The sequence below is a fragment of the Deltaproteobacteria bacterium genome, from assembly GCA_030690165.1.
In the GTDB taxonomy this organism is placed as follows: domain Bacteria; phylum Desulfobacterota; class GWC2-55-46; order UBA9637; family UBA9637; genus JACRNJ01.
This window is the reverse complement of record JAUYHF010000007.1, coordinates 88,870-102,202: the sequence shown is the minus strand read 5'-3', so window position 1 is coordinate 102,202 and position 13,333 is coordinate 88,870. Positions and strand designations below refer to the sequence as shown.

Annotated in this window: 15 protein-coding genes; 4 read left to right on the top strand and 11 right to left on the bottom strand. The window is 43.1% G+C overall.

Annotated elements, in window-relative coordinates; genetic code table 11:
* Nucleotides 1–15: 15 nt before the first annotated feature.
* The 11 genes from Q8P28_01805 to Q8P28_01755 all read right to left on the bottom strand — a co-directional run bounded on the left by Q8P28_01805 (nucleotide 16) and on the right by Q8P28_01755 (nucleotide 9,392).
* Complete coding sequence (locus Q8P28_01805; GenBank protein ID MDP2681528.1) at nucleotides 16–375, bottom strand: DUF5615 family PIN-like protein; 360 nt, start codon at nucleotides 373–375, stop codon at nucleotides 16–18.
* Nucleotides 376–390: 15 nt separating this feature from the next.
* Nucleotides 391–627, bottom strand: a complete 237-nt coding sequence (locus Q8P28_01800; GenBank protein ID MDP2681527.1) for a DUF433 domain-containing protein — start codon at nucleotides 625–627, stop codon at nucleotides 391–393.
* 91 nt (nucleotides 628–718) lie between these two features.
* Entirely contained in the window at nucleotides 719–1,603 is an 885-nt protein-coding gene (locus tag Q8P28_01795; protein MDP2681526.1) for a DUF4384 domain-containing protein, read from the bottom strand.
* Nucleotides 1,604–1,785: 182 nt separating this feature from the next.
* On the bottom strand, nucleotides 1,786–3,795 hold the full coding sequence (locus tag Q8P28_01790; GenBank protein MDP2681525.1) for a HAMP domain-containing methyl-accepting chemotaxis protein: 2,010 nt from the start codon (nucleotides 3,793–3,795) through the stop codon (nucleotides 1,786–1,788).
* Nucleotides 3,796–3,885: 90 nt separating this feature from the next.
* Nucleotides 3,886–4,299: a hypothetical protein gene (locus Q8P28_01785; GenBank protein MDP2681524.1), complete on the bottom strand. Its 414-nt coding sequence runs from the start codon at nucleotides 4,297–4,299 to the stop codon at nucleotides 3,886–3,888.
* 64 nt (nucleotides 4,300–4,363) lie between these two features.
* Nucleotides 4,364–5,467, bottom strand: coding sequence for a hypothetical protein (locus Q8P28_01780; protein ID MDP2681523.1), 1,104 nt, complete (start codon nucleotides 5,465–5,467; stop codon nucleotides 4,364–4,366).
* 234 nt (nucleotides 5,468–5,701) lie between these two features.
* Nucleotides 5,702–6,295: an epoxyqueuosine reductase QueH gene (locus Q8P28_01775; GenBank protein MDP2681522.1), complete on the bottom strand. Its 594-nt coding sequence runs from the start codon at nucleotides 6,293–6,295 to the stop codon at nucleotides 5,702–5,704.
* 114 nt (nucleotides 6,296–6,409) lie between these two features.
* Nucleotides 6,410–7,438: a Holliday junction branch migration DNA helicase RuvB gene (gene ruvB, locus Q8P28_01770; GenBank protein ID MDP2681521.1), complete on the bottom strand. Its 1,029-nt coding sequence runs from the start codon at nucleotides 7,436–7,438 to the stop codon at nucleotides 6,410–6,412.
* Nucleotides 7,431–8,057, bottom strand: coding sequence for a Holliday junction branch migration protein RuvA (ruvA, locus tag Q8P28_01765; GenBank protein MDP2681520.1), 627 nt, complete (start codon nucleotides 8,055–8,057; stop codon nucleotides 7,431–7,433). The genes ruvB and ruvA overlap by 8 nt, the downstream gene beginning before the upstream one ends.
* A gap of 46 nt (nucleotides 8,058–8,103) precedes the next feature.
* Complete coding sequence (gene ruvC / locus Q8P28_01760; GenBank protein ID MDP2681519.1) at nucleotides 8,104–8,634, bottom strand: crossover junction endodeoxyribonuclease RuvC; 531 nt, start codon at nucleotides 8,632–8,634, stop codon at nucleotides 8,104–8,106.
* Entirely contained in the window at nucleotides 8,631–9,392 is a 762-nt protein-coding gene (locus tag Q8P28_01755; GenBank protein ID MDP2681518.1) for a YebC/PmpR family DNA-binding transcriptional regulator, read from the bottom strand. The genes ruvC and Q8P28_01755 overlap by 4 nt, the downstream gene beginning before the upstream one ends.
* A 104-nt stretch (nucleotides 9,393–9,496) precedes the next feature.
* Here Q8P28_01755 and amrB point away from each other — a divergent pair, with 104 nt between their 5' ends.
* The 4 genes from amrB (at nucleotide 9,497) to Q8P28_01735 (ending at nucleotide 13,330) form a co-directional block, all read left to right on the top strand.
* Complete coding sequence (gene amrB, locus Q8P28_01750) at nucleotides 9,497–10,300, top strand: AmmeMemoRadiSam system protein B (GenBank protein ID MDP2681517.1); 804 nt, start codon at nucleotides 9,497–9,499, stop codon at nucleotides 10,298–10,300.
* An 81-nt stretch (nucleotides 10,301–10,381) separates the two neighbouring features.
* Nucleotides 10,382–11,083 (top strand): type I 3-dehydroquinate dehydratase, encoded by a 702-nt coding sequence (gene aroD, locus Q8P28_01745; protein ID MDP2681516.1) that lies wholly within the window; start codon nucleotides 10,382–10,384, stop codon nucleotides 11,081–11,083.
* Between the two features lie 2 nt (nucleotides 11,084–11,085).
* Nucleotides 11,086–12,093 carry a type I glyceraldehyde-3-phosphate dehydrogenase gene (gap, locus tag Q8P28_01740; GenBank protein MDP2681515.1) on the top strand — a complete coding sequence of 336 codons (1,008 nt, stop codon included), beginning with the start codon at nucleotides 11,086–11,088 and terminating at the stop codon, nucleotides 12,091–12,093.
* 13 nt (nucleotides 12,094–12,106) lie between these two features.
* The gene (locus Q8P28_01735) at nucleotides 12,107–13,330 is read left to right on the top strand and encodes a phosphoglycerate kinase (GenBank protein MDP2681514.1); all 1,224 of its coding nucleotides are present in this window, start codon (nucleotides 12,107–12,109) and stop codon (nucleotides 13,328–13,330) included.
* Nucleotides 13,331–13,333: the final 3 nt, after the last annotated feature.

Sequence of the window (13,333 nt, the reverse complement as noted above, 5' to 3'; positions counted from 1 at the left end):
TAATTCAGAGACGCTTTAGTTTTTTATTCTTAACCTTTCTCCCTGAAATACACAAAACTTGCCGTATAACTTATCTGAATATTCGCTTAGTATTTTCTTTACGGTTTCTACCTTCTTGTCGCCATTAGCATCTTCAAGCCTCAAAATCAATACCCCCGAATGCAATTTTCCTGAATTGTAAACAAGTTCCCCAAAGTCTTTATCCATTGTGATTACCATACGGTTTTCCTTAACTGCCAGATGCAATATATCAGAATCACCAGCCCTTGGGTTTATATTCCTCACGCACTTTACATCATAGCCTGTTTCTGCAAGATATTTCTCTACTTTCTTGCCAACGCCAACATCTACAAGAAATTTTAGTTTGATTGCCATAGCAAGAGATTATTCTTAACGGACAGCAAAGACCTGTTCTTCGTTTACGAGTTCAGAAGCATACATAAGGGCTGCCTGAATATCTTCCCTTTCAAGTTCAGGATAGTCTTCTAATAGTTCTTCAACTGTTACTCCTCCTGCAAGCGCCTTTAATATCTGCTCCACAGTAATTCTCAATCCCCTTATTGTCGGCTTTCCCACCATCACTTCAGGTTTTACAATAATACGGTTTAATAAATCCTCTTTTCCCATACTCAATCCCCCTTTTTATTGCATTTAACCGCCTCTTATATTATCACAAAATCTATACTTTGATAATATGAAAAACTTAACTGCAAAGTTGCTATTTCCCTGTCTTTACAACTGCCTTTTCTTCAAAAAATTCCGAAGCTGAAACTTCATTAGCGCCGGCTTTGCTGCCCACCTTTTCCATAATCTTAACACTCCTTGTCCTGTCGCCTATATCTTTTGTATTTGTTTTTACCTGATAAACCCCTCCCAAAGATTCAAGCTCTATACCGCCCAGAGGCGATGTGCTTGCATAAACGATTATGTTCTCCTCGCCGAATGGCGGGCTTACCTCAAGTTCAAATCTATCATTTCCTGACGGAATTTCGTAAACCACACCCCCATTGAAATAATTATCCTGCCTGTATGGATTGGGAAGAAGCTGTAAAATACTTCCATCAGCATCTTTATAAACAACCCTCACATAAAATGGCTTATTGCCTTTGACATAGATCTTTATCTTTTCACCATGTTTATATTCCTTTTTATCTGTCCAGACATTGACGCCAAGCGGCGCAGACGGGTCGTCCACTGCCTGCGAAACCTTTTTCATTGCCTTTTCATCAGGGACAACCTCCGCTTTAATCTTAATCTTATAGCAATCTCCCATTGTGGCATCCTTATACCAGCCCTTTTCAATCTCCTGATTTATCTTTACGCTTGCATTTGCATAAGCCTCAATAACATCCTTTTCAAGCTGAAAGTCCTTGACCTTTGTCTCGCTCTTTATATAACTCATCACATTTTCCACTGCCTTCCTCTTTGCATCTGTCATTGCAGTCTGTTCAGCCTGCTTCCTTGACTTATCTTCTCCCATGCACGCATAGCCTTCGGATTCTGTGATGGTGGATTGGGCGGCAAAAAGTAGGGTGGGCTTTGCCCACCATAAACCAATCACAATAAACAAACTGAAAAACAATAGAACAAGCATCCTTTTCATAATCCCCTCCTCATTAACAGGCCGTAAAGACCTTGTTTCTAAACTATACGACGCTATGATAATTCTTATTTGCAAATTATTCAATAGTCAATAAATAAGACCTTTGGCTCAGTTGATATTTATTTAAATCGATTGATAAAAGAGGGGGATTAGATTGACAGCCGCGGCTATTGAAGTGAACCTTACACTTTAAAACCACCCACTTGTTCATTCAGCGAGACTGCCTGCGTATCAAGATTTTTAACAGTCTTATCGAGCTCTACAGTAAGCAAGAGATTTTCATTCGTTTTTTTCTTTATTGTCTCAATAGTATAGACAATCTTTTCTGCAATGGTTTTTTGTTCTTTCATGGCATTCGCAATTAAACCCATCTTTTGAGACACATCGAATATAACCTGAGATATATATTTGCCTTGTTTTGATTGCTCCTTGGTGGAATGCCTTACCCCTTGTGTTACCCCTTTTATATCCTCAGTAGCTTGCATTATTTCTTTTGATGCCATTGTTTGCTCATCCGTTGCCTTCTTAATACCCTCAACCATACTGTTGACCTTCTGAATTGCCTCAACAACCTGACTTACGCCCTGAGACTGCTCTTCAGCGGCCTTCTCAATCTTTTTAGCCATGTCAAGGGAAACTTCAGAACTCTTAGTAATCTTGCTCAACGCATCACCGGCTTCCCTTGAAAATTTAAGTCCTTCAGCAACGCGCGCTGAAGTGCGCTCTATGGAACTTGTTGCGGCAACAACCTCATCCTGCATCTGACCAATGAGTTCAGCTATCAATTTTGTCCTTGACGCAGTGCTCTTTGCCAGACCTTTTACCTCATTGCTTACCACGGCAAACCCCAGCCCGTGCTCCCCTGCCTGGGCCGCAAGAATTGCGGCATTTAAGGAAAGAAGGTTTGTGGTATCAGCAATTTCATCAATAACCTCGATTATCTTTCCTATTTCGTCAGATCTTTCCGCAAGCCTTTTGATAACAGCCGAGGTAACAGCAACCTCTTCTTTGATCTTTTCCATGCCCGACATAGTCCTATCCATTGCCTCTGCGCCAAAGGTGGAAGCATCCCGTTTCACCTGTTCAGCGAGATGCGCCTGTTCCCGTGAGCTATTGCCAACGTCCTTGACTATATAATTTATCTCTGTTGCGTAAGAGGCTGCCTCTTCCGTTGTGCTGAACAGGGTGTTAACATGCGCAGCAACCTGCTGAAGCGAAGCGCCTATCTGACTGATTGAGGCAGATGTCCTGTGAATAGATACTGCAAGCTTTTCAACATGTTCAGCAACAGAAATAACGGCAGCCGACATTTCAATGGATGATGCTGAAGCACTTTCCGCCGCCTTAAGCAGTTCCTCTGTATTTTCTGCAACTGCCCCCATCGATGCGCTGGCTTTATCTACGGATGAAGAGGCCTCTTTCATTGCGCCAAACTGTGTCTGGGCAGATTCTTTGAGGCCCTCAGAGGTTACTTTGAGGCCGCGGGAGACATCTGACATATCTTGAGATGTGCGATGGATACCCCCGATAGAAACGCGCAAGTTACGAATAATCGTATTGACGCTGTCCACCAGATGGGCTATCTCATCATTAAAGGTGAATCCCCAAAATTGGATTTTAACATCAATCTCATTAGTAAGATCTCCCTTGCTGACCGAATCCAATTCACTAATAATTTTTAAGAACGGCCGCAAAGTCACGCGGGAGCTGGAGTACATAAAGAATATACCCAGAAATATAGCAAGGGTTAGAAGGATTATTGTAACAATAAATATAGTTTTTGCCCTATGGAGAGATTCTTTTTCTATATTAATAATCATGGAATTGATAGAGGCGTCTAATTTAGCGCCAATCTCAGACAATTTATTTTTCGATGTGGCTATTTCCTCAAGGGATGCGTCTTCCCCTGCAAATATTTTCTTGACTTCCGCTATGATTGCTATAGACATATTCTTATAGGATTTCCACAAATCCAGCAATTCCTGCGGAGGGTTTGCAATGCCCCTGAATGTTTTTTCAAATTCCTCTTCTTCTTTATTAAAGTGTTTCAAAAAATCTTCCTGCCCTGTAGTTGCATATTGATTAACCAGAAAAGCCATTTCAGAGACCCGCCTCTGCTGGGCGCTTTGATTTACAATGACCCTCATATCATTTTTATTTCTCTTGTTGGTAGTGTAGATAATAGGAAGCATGCTGAGGAATATAAGAATGAAGGAAAAAAAACCCGCAAAAAATCTGAATTTTATTGAGTGAAGACTTTTTTGCATTATATCTACGCAGTCTTACGGCGATATCTTTACCGCGCGTATCCCCTTTTCATTTCCCTTAATATCGCTTTTCCATACATAGCCGATGGCGCCCGCATTCTCTGAAACATATTTTATCACTTCTATATGCCCGTCAATAACCTTAGGGACCGGGACACCTAAAGCAAATAATTTTTTGACCCAGTGGCTTTTATACGAAGTCGCTGACATGCCAATGAATTGCGAAAGAAACTCTCCAAAAATTTTTTTATCCTTCTGATCTGCAGGAAGGAGCTTTACCCCCTTCTCGCTGTCCTTGACACCCAGGTAGATATCTTTTAACTCCTTCTGCGTCATCTCCAAAGGCAGCAACGAGTTCTCATGGAGAAGGTTATAATTGACAATCACAACCACATTCTGGCCTTCCATTTCCGCGCACGCAAAATCCATGCGCATAAACATTGCAAAAAAAATGGCAATAAAAAAACAGATTGTGCTGTACGGATGATGCATATCAAAATCCAAGGGCCAGACCTATGCCGTAGACATTATACGCTTGTTTGCCTGAGGATGTTGCCGTTGGGGATATTTCCTTTTCATAATCGTGAAACTTCACATGGGCTTTAACCTGCGCTACCCACGGTATAATGTGATAGGAAACACCAACCGTTGTTTCCGTCTCTTTGTCGTCTGCAACATCTTTATTAGGCTCATACAGCTCATAACGTAGATAGGGTGTGAATTTCTCCGCTATCGTATAATATGCCTCTGCATAGTATGCGGAGAAGTCTGTTTCCCCCGAGGCATTGACATTTTTTATGGTGCTCGAAGCATATTCACCCCGCACTACCAGGTCGCCTGCGGTTACTTCTATTCCCGGTATAAACGAAGTTTGTTTCTTTGTTTGAGTGGGCGTGGTAGCCGGCACGCTGTATTTGTCCTGGTAGTAAGAGACAAGGGGTGTGATGCCCACGTCGCGAACGAGGAGATTCAGTTTCAGTCTTCCGCCGACGCTCTTATTCGTGTTGTCATCCACATGTTGCCGGAATGTTCTTCCGTTGGTAAGATAAACATCATAGGCAAGAAGACCGGCATCTCCGTTTAGCCATACGCCTTGAGCATATCGCTGAAAGAAAGTAGCGTCCTTATCCGTAGAGCCGCTTCTTTTATAGACAGATTCTTGAGGAGTCTTCAATGTCGGAAACGTAGGCACCGCATAAAAAATCTGGTTGTAGATGCCGACAGGAACGAAAAACTTCCCTGCGCTTATTTTCAGGTATTCAGCAACCGTATACTGCCCGTAGGCGTTGGACAGCGTAACTTCTCCTGATGTCCGTTGATCCAGGCTCTTTGTGCCCGTGCTGTCTGAACTAAAGTCAATATAGGGCGCATGCTCCCAGTCAACTTGGCCCACTAATCGGAGGTTTTCATCTATCTTGATGTTTGAGATAAGGGAGAGCACATAGGTATCAAACCCCCCTGACTGATTCTGCCGCGTGTCGTCCTCATAGTTTACGCCAAAATAGCCGTTCCACCGCCAATCTGCTGAATGTGCTGTAGCAGCCATCACAACAGCCCATAAAAAAACAAGAAATATAATGTTTACTTTTCTCTGCATAGTAACCTCCTACCCTTTTTTTATTTTTTTATTTAATTGCCCTAACTATCTTAATCCCATGTTCATCATTTTCCCATCATGTTTTCCTCCTTAAATCTTTAATAAAAAAACCAACAGTTGAAAATACCTATCTTTATGAGTAGACTGTATTTATATTAACGATGTTTGTCAAGTAAAAATAACAGTAAAAATATCAACTTGGGGATCCTTACAATATCTACAAAGCCCGAATGTTTATTTAACTGCTAAATACCTCTCCTTTTCGCTGAATATGCATCCGCAATACTTTTGCCGGTAAAGCCCCATCTCTTTCGATTCTTTAATGCCTTGTTTCCAGCCGATTCTAAAATCATCATAGTAAAATGGGATACCGTATTTTTCTGCCAATTCATTGCCGATATTTTTTATCTCATCGTGGTTCTGATATTTGCTGTAAAGAAGGGATGATGAAAAATAGTCAAAACCGTTTTCCTTTGCAGCCTTTGCTGTTGCCTCAAGCCGGGAGGAATAGCAATAGCCGCATCGGGCAGGCCTATTGTAACTCAAACCTTCAGGTTTGATATTCTCAAGGCTAAAGCCTTGAGTTACAATTTCTGCTTTTAATGTATTCTTCAAAAACTCCTCAAGGTTATATTCATCTCTGTAAATCATTTCTATATCCATCTTCTCAGCAAGGGATTTCACAGCAGCAAGTCTTTTTTGATATTCTGTATAGGGGTGGATATTCGGGTTGTAGAAAAATCCCCATACATCCATCCTCCCATCAACTATTTTCTTGAGCGGATATATGGCACATGGGCCGCAGCAGATGTGGACGAGTAGTTTCATAAATTAAAGTTGGCATTCTTCTGTAGCTCAAACCTTCAGGTTTGAGGTTTCTCAAGACTTTCAAGGCTAAAGCCTTGAGCTACGATGTCTATTTATTTTTAGCGCTTACTATACCTAAAACAACTTTTCCTGCTGACTATTCTGTCCTTCTTTATACACCCTTCCAATATGTTCATACGCCAATTTTGTCGCAACTCTACCCCTTGACGTTCTCTGTATAAAACCTTCCTGTATGAGAAAAGGCTCATACACATCCTCAAGCGCGTCCTTTTCCTCATGTAAACTTGCTGAAAGGGATTCTATGCCCACAGGGCCTCCGCCGAATTTGTCTATTATGGCAAGGAGTATCTGTCTATCCATCTTGTCAAAACCCCTGTTATCTATCTCAAGACATTTGAGCGCCTCATCTGCCACCACCCTGGTTATTATGCCGTCTGCCTTTATCTGCGCAAAATCCCTGACCCTCTTAAGCAGCCTGTTTGCAATCCTCGGTGTGCCCCTTGAACGTCGCGCAATCTCCTCTGCGCCGCCGTCATCCGTTTCCATATTTAAGATCCCTGCCGACCTTTTGATAATTATTTTAAGCTCATCCGGTGAATAGAAATCCAGCCTTGAGATAATCCCGAATCTGTCCCGAAGCGGCGATGTGAGAAGCCCTGCCCGTGTTGTAGCGCCGATGAGCGTGAACTTTGGTATGTCCAGTTTGACGCTCCTCGCAGACGGCCCCTGGCCTATGATTATGTCTATGTGATAATCCTCCATGGCAGGATATAGTATCTCCTCTATAACACTGGAGAGCCTATGAATTTCGTCAATAAAGAGGACATCGTGTTCTTCAAGGTTTGTAAGTATTGCGGCAAGGTCGCCTGCCCTTTCTATGACAGGGCCTGATGTGGTCTTTATGTTTACATTAAGCTCATTGGCTATGATATATGCAAGGGTTGTCTTACCGAGTCCAGGGGGACCGCAAAAAAGCACATGGTCAAGCGCCTCGCCCCTTCCCTTGGCAGCATCAATAAAGACCTTGAGATTCCCCTTTATTGCATTCTGACCAATATAGTCCTTTAAGGACTTAGGCCTGAGTGTTGCATCAAAGACCTTTTCGTCTTCTAATACGATCGGTGTAATGTCTCTCTTATCCATGAGCCAACGCCTTTAGCGATTCCTTTAGCAGGGATTCAAATGTTGCAGCGCTTGTATTAGTCTTTTTGGCCTTTTCTATTGCCTTATCCGCCATAGGGCCTTTGTAGCCGAGATTTACAAGGGCTGAATAAACATCTTTTGATATGCTGTCGTATCTGCTTCCAAATTCCTCTTTTCTGCCCGCGCCCAGAGGGCACCCGCCCTGACTTCTATCTATGACTGCTATCTTATCCTTAAGTTCAACAACCAACCTTTCTGCTGTCTTCCCGCCGATCCCTGGAATGGCTTTAAGTCTTGCTATATCCGCAGATGACACGGCTGAAATAAGGTCATCCGCCGGTATGCCGGAAAGTATATTCCTAGCAAGCTTCGGCCCGATACCTGAAACGGCTATGAGCATCTGAAATATGCCTTTCTCCATCGGAGTTAAAAAACCGTACAGTTGAAGCGCATCCTCCCTTACATGAGTATATGTGTTGAGGCTTACATATTCCTCTAAATCAGGGAGTTTATAATAAGTGGAAAGAGGTATATAAACCTCATAGCCAACCCCCCCAACATCCACTATGACGGACTCCGGCGATTTGTGGATTATTTTACCTTTAATGTGGGCTATCACTGTCGCTCCATTGTAAAATGTAAATTGCAAATTTTAAATTGTAAATCTATTTTCTTAATTTTAAAATTTTCAATTTACAATCTTCAATTTGCAATGCGACATTCGTAGAATGTCGACTGTGGTGTATATGGCATATCGCTGCTGCCAATGCGTCAGCGGCATCAGGTTTTGGTATAGAGTCCATATTCAGAAGCGCCTTCACCATCTTTTGCACCTGCTCCTTTGTGGCATTACCGTAGCCGACAACCGCTTGCTTAATCTTCATCGGGCTGTATTCAAACACAGGCAGTCCATGCCGGGCAGCGCACAGCATTGCCACGCCCCTTGCGTGGCCTAACATAATAGCGCTCCTGGCATTCTTTGCATAAAATATCTCCTCAACAACAACAGCTCCTGGTTTGAATTCATCAATAACTTTTTGAATACTATCAAAGATTGAATTGAGCCTTAAAGTAAGAGGGTTTTTGGGGGCGGTCACAATACTGCCGTCACAGACATGAAATAACCTGCCCTTCTCGCTATCTACCATGCCATACCCTGTAATATGTGAACCTGGGTCAATGCCGAGCACCCTCAAAAAACCTCCCCTGCTTTCTCCATCTCTTCCTGCGGTATGTCAAAATTTGCATAAACAGCCTGGACATCATCGTGGTCCTCAAGTTCTTCCATGAGCCTCAAAACCTGAAGAGCCTCTTTACCCTCTATCCTGACTATATTTTTTGGTATCATGCTGATTTCAGACAGGGTATATTTAATGCCCTTTGCGTCAAATATCTCCTTAACCTTATGAAAACCCGTTGCTGCCGTGTAAACCTCAAATACCTTGTCTTCATCATTTGTGATCACATCATCGGCGCCTGCTTCCAATGCAATCTCCATGAGTTTATCTTCGCTTACAGAACCCATATCAAAGACAAACATCCCCTTTTTCTCAAACATCCATGCCACCGAACCGCTCTCGCCTAATCTGCCGTGGCATTTTGTAAATATGTGCCTTACATCGCCTGCTGTTCTGTTTCTATTGTCTGTCGCAACGGAAACAAGCAGAGCCACTCCGGCAGGACCGTAGCCTTCATAGAAAAACTCTTCATAGTTTACGCCCTCTAATTCGCCGGCCCCTTTTTTAACCGCACGTTCTATGTTATCCGACGGCACATTGGCGGCCTTTGCCTTATCTATTGCTGTTCTTAGACGTGGATTGCCGTCAGGGTCGCCTCCGCCCATCTTTGCCGCCACAATTATCTCTTTGACGAGTTTTGTAAAAGTCTTCCCTTTTTTTACGTCGCTCTTAGCCTTTTTGTGTTTTATATTCGCCCATCTTGAATGGCCTGACATCTCAAAAACCTCCATATAATAAAGCGCTATAAAATTAACATAAAACATTGCCTCTTGCAAAGGTAATGTGGACATCCTGGTATATTTCTGCTAAAATTTTGCCCATGATTAGAAGGCCTGCAGTAGCATATCAGTTTTATCCCGGCGAGCGCGTAGCGCTTAAAAAGACCGTAGAATCTCTGGTGAAAGAAAAATCTCTCAAGGAAGATGCTATTGCAATCATTGCGCCTCACGCAGGATATATATACTCCGGGAAGGTGGCAGGCTCTGTATATTCCAGAGTGAAAATACCTGACAATATCCTGCTCCTCGGCCCAAACCATACAGGACTCGGGGAAAGAGCGGCGTTGATGTCAAGCGGCGAATGGGAAATGCCCTTTGGCAAGGTCGCTATAAATCAGGAAATAGCGCATCTTTTGATAGAAGAGTCTCATATATTTTCAGACGACACAACCGCCCATGCAAGAGAACACTCGTTAGAAGTGCAGCTGCCGTTTATTCAGCATTTCAATCCAAAGACGTCAATTGTCCCTGTAACGATAATGTATCTGAGTTATAAGGAATGTGAAGAACTGGGAAAGGCTGTTGCAAATGCAATCCGCAAATATAAAGATAAGGTTTTGATTGTTGTAAGTTCGGATATGAATCACTACGAAAGAGATGCTGTGACAAAGAAAAAGGACAGGAAGGCAATAGATAAAATCCTTGCATTAAACCCAAGAGGACTTATGGAAACAGTATCCAGTGAAGATATAAGCATGTGCGGGATTATACCCGCCGCAATAGCCCTTGTAGCGGCAAAGGAATTGGGCGCAAAAAGGGCTGAACTTATTGACTATGCTACATCAGGCGATACAAGCGGAGATTATGAGCATGTGGTGGGTTACGCGGGGATATTGATCAACTAATACTATTTTTAAAACTTGACTTTTTATCTCTCTTTAGAGTATTGATAAAAGGCTTTTGGAACCGCCGCATAGGATTGTTAAATGAATATCGGCAATGTAAGGCTTGGAGGCATACCTAAAATAGCCGCAGTCATAGTAGACGGCGAGGACAAGAAAGCAATATCTGCCGCAAAAATGGATGGGGCAGACCTTCTGGAGTTGAGGCTGGACTGTTTTAAAAACCAGGGACAGACATATATCAACAGGATTATAAAAAATGTTAAAAAAACCAAACTACCGCTTATAGCCACGATAAGGAGCAGGAAAGAAGGCGGTAAAACAGCAATAGGCGATATCGAGCGGCTGAAATTATTTGAGAGTATAATACCGCTTGTGGATGCGGTTGACATAGAACTTAGCTCAAAAAATATTCTGAAAGATGTGGTAAATAAGACCCGCAGGCTTAACAAGAAGACAATAATCTCTTATCATAATTTTAAAAATACGCCTGATCAGAAAAAGCTGAATGCTATAGTAAAGAACTGCCGGGATGCAGGCGGAGATATAGTAAAGATAGCAACCCTTGCAAGGGATAAAAAGGATTTTATCAGGCTTGCGTCCCTTATGGCGCAGCATGACAATATAATTGCCATTGCCATGGGGAGGCTGGGAACCGCAACAAGGATATTGTTTCCCATACTCGGTTCTTTGTTAACATACTCATCAGTTACAAAATCCTCGGCGCCTGGGCAGTTGTCGCTGAAAGATACAAAAATGTTTTTAAAGAAATTGAAGGGGGTGTAACAATGGCTGTGCGGATTGCAATCAACGGTTTTGGAAGGATCGGCAGAAATATTCTCAGGGCATCGTTAAAGGAAAAAGATTTGGACTTTGCGGCAATAAACGATGTTACTGACGCCAAAACCCTTGCCCATCTTCTTAAATACGATTCTGTGTTCGGCATATTAGACGCTGATGTAAAGGCTAAAGACAATTCTATTCTGGTAAACGGGAAAGAGATAAAGATTACGGCCATAAAAGATCCAGCCCAGCTTCCATGGAAGGATTTAAAGATAGATGTTGTGCTTGAGTGTACAGGCCTTTTCACTGACAAGGAAAAGGCGGCAGGTCATATAACTGCCGGCGCTAAAAAGGTCATCATCTCAGCGCCTGCAAAAAATGAGGATATAACTATCTGTATGGGCGTAAACCACGAAAAGTACGATCCTAAAAGGCATCATGTTATTTCAAACGCATCCTGCACAACCAACTGTCTTGCGCCTGTTGCAAAGGTATTGATGGAGGAGTTCGGAATTGTAAGGGGTCTTATGACAACTATTCATGCCTATACAAACGACCAGAAGATTTTAGACCTGCCTCATAAAGATTTGAGAAGAGCAAGGGCTGCCGGCCTGTCAATGATACCCACAACAACAGGCGCGGCAAAGGCGGTATCCCTTGTCATCCCTGAGCTCAAAGGCAAATTGGACGGCATAGCAGTAAGGGTGCCTGTGCCTACGGTATCTCTTGTTGATCTGGTCGCAGAGCTTCAAAAAGATGTTACAGAGGTTGATGTAAATAACGCAATGAAGAAGGCAGCAGACGGCAGGCTGAAAGGCATACTGCAATACTCTGATGAAGAGCTTGTATCTGTTGACTTTAAGGGCAACACTCATTCTTCTATCTTTGACGCAAAATCCACAAAGGTCATCGGAAAGAGGATGGTAAAGGTATTTTCATGGTATGACAATGAGTGGGGGTTCTCGTGCAGGATGAAAGACCTTGTTAAAATGATGGCGGAAAAGGGCATATAAACGGAGGCAGACCGTGGATTTTGATTTAATATTCATAGACGACCTTGATATAAAAGAAAAACGGGTTCTCATCCGGGTTGATTTTAATGTGCCTTTGGATGATAAGGGAAACATCGCGGAGGACACCAGGATAAGGGCGGTGCTTCCGACTATAAATTATGCGCTTGATGAAGGTGCAAAGGTTATTCTGGCATCGCACCTTGGAAGGCCGAAAGGGAAAAGGGTTCCGGAAATGAGCCTTGCCCCTGCTGCAAAGAGGCTGGGCAGGCTTTTGGAAAAAGAGGTTATCATGGCGCCTGACTGCGTGGGAAGCGATGTGGAGAAAATGGTTGCAAACATGAAGGGGGGCGATGTCCTTCTGTTGGAAAACCTGAGGTTTCATCCTGAGGAAGAAAAGAACGACGACGGGTTCGGCAAAAAACTGGCAAACATTGCCGATGTCTATATAAACGACGCATTTGCAACAATGCACCGCGCCCATGCCTCAAATGTGGCGGTTACAAAATATGTTAAGGTATGCGGCGCAGGCTTCCTGATGAAAAAAGAGCTTACTTATTTCAAGAAGGCAATGGAAAATCCCATAAGACCTTTAATTGCCATTGTGGGCGGGAAAAAGGTGTCTGACAAGATCGGGGTTTTATCAAGCCTGTGCGAAAAGGTGGATAAGCTCATTGTAGGCGGAGGCATGGCGTTGACATTTTTCAAGGCGCTGGGTTATGAGGTGGGCAAATCCTTTGCGGAAGACTCTGCATTGGAAAGCGCAAAGGCTGTTATAGAAAAGTCGCGGCAGAAAAATATTAAATTATATCTGCCGGTTGATTTTGTTGTTGCGGACAAATTTGATCCCTCAGCAGAAACAAAGGTTGTAACATACCAGGAGATACCAAAAGATTGGATGGCCCTGGATATAGGCCCTGCAACCACAACCCTTTTTGGCGAGGCAATACAGAACGCAAAGACAATTATATGGAACGGCCCAATGGGCGTATTTGAGATGGATGCCTTCAGCCGCGGCACTTTCCAGATGGTGACAAATGTTGCAAACACATATGCCCTTACTATTGTGGGCGGCGGTGATACAGATGTTGCCATTCACAGGGCAGGCGAATACGCAAAGATGTCGTATCTCTCAACCGGCGGTGGGGCATTTCTGGAGCTTTTGGAAGGCAAGGACCTGCCAGGGATTGCAGCATTAAGACATTATAAAAAAAATAACAGGGTTGCAAAAGCAGTTTAAAAA

Coding starts and splice junctions, on each gene's coding strand:
- Q8P28_01780 (MDP2681523.1), bottom strand. CDS start 5,467: ATGCAGAGAAAAGTAAACATTATATTTCTTGTTTTTTTATGGGCTGTT.
- Q8P28_01775 (MDP2681522.1), bottom strand. CDS start 6,295: ATGAAACTACTCGTCCACATCTGCTGCGGCCCATGTGCCATATATCCG.
- Q8P28_01755 (MDP2681518.1), bottom strand. CDS start 9,392: ATGTCAGGCCATTCAAGATGGGCGAATATAAAACACAAAAAGGCTAAG.
- Q8P28_01795 (MDP2681526.1), bottom strand. CDS start 1,603: ATGAAAAGGATGCTTGTTCTATTGTTTTTCAGTTTGTTTATTGTGATT.
- aroD (MDP2681516.1), top strand. CDS start 10,382: ATGAATATCGGCAATGTAAGGCTTGGAGGCATACCTAAAATAGCCGCA.
- amrB (MDP2681517.1), top strand. CDS start 9,497: ATGATTAGAAGGCCTGCAGTAGCATATCAGTTTTATCCCGGCGAGCGC.
- Q8P28_01805 (MDP2681528.1), bottom strand. CDS start 375: ATGGCAATCAAACTAAAATTTCTTGTAGATGTTGGCGTTGGCAAGAAA.
- Q8P28_01790 (MDP2681525.1), bottom strand. CDS start 3,795: ATGCTTCCTATTATCTACACTACCAACAAGAGAAATAAAAATGATATG.
- Q8P28_01785 (MDP2681524.1), bottom strand. CDS start 4,299: ATGGATTTTGCGTGCGCGGAAATGGAAGGCCAGAATGTGGTTGTGATT.
- Q8P28_01800 (MDP2681527.1), bottom strand. CDS start 627: ATGGGAAAAGAGGATTTATTAAACCGTATTATTGTAAAACCTGAAGTG.
- gap (MDP2681515.1), top strand. CDS start 11,086: ATGGCTGTGCGGATTGCAATCAACGGTTTTGGAAGGATCGGCAGAAAT.
- ruvB (MDP2681521.1), bottom strand. CDS start 7,438: ATGGATAAGAGAGACATTACACCGATCGTATTAGAAGACGAAAAGGTC.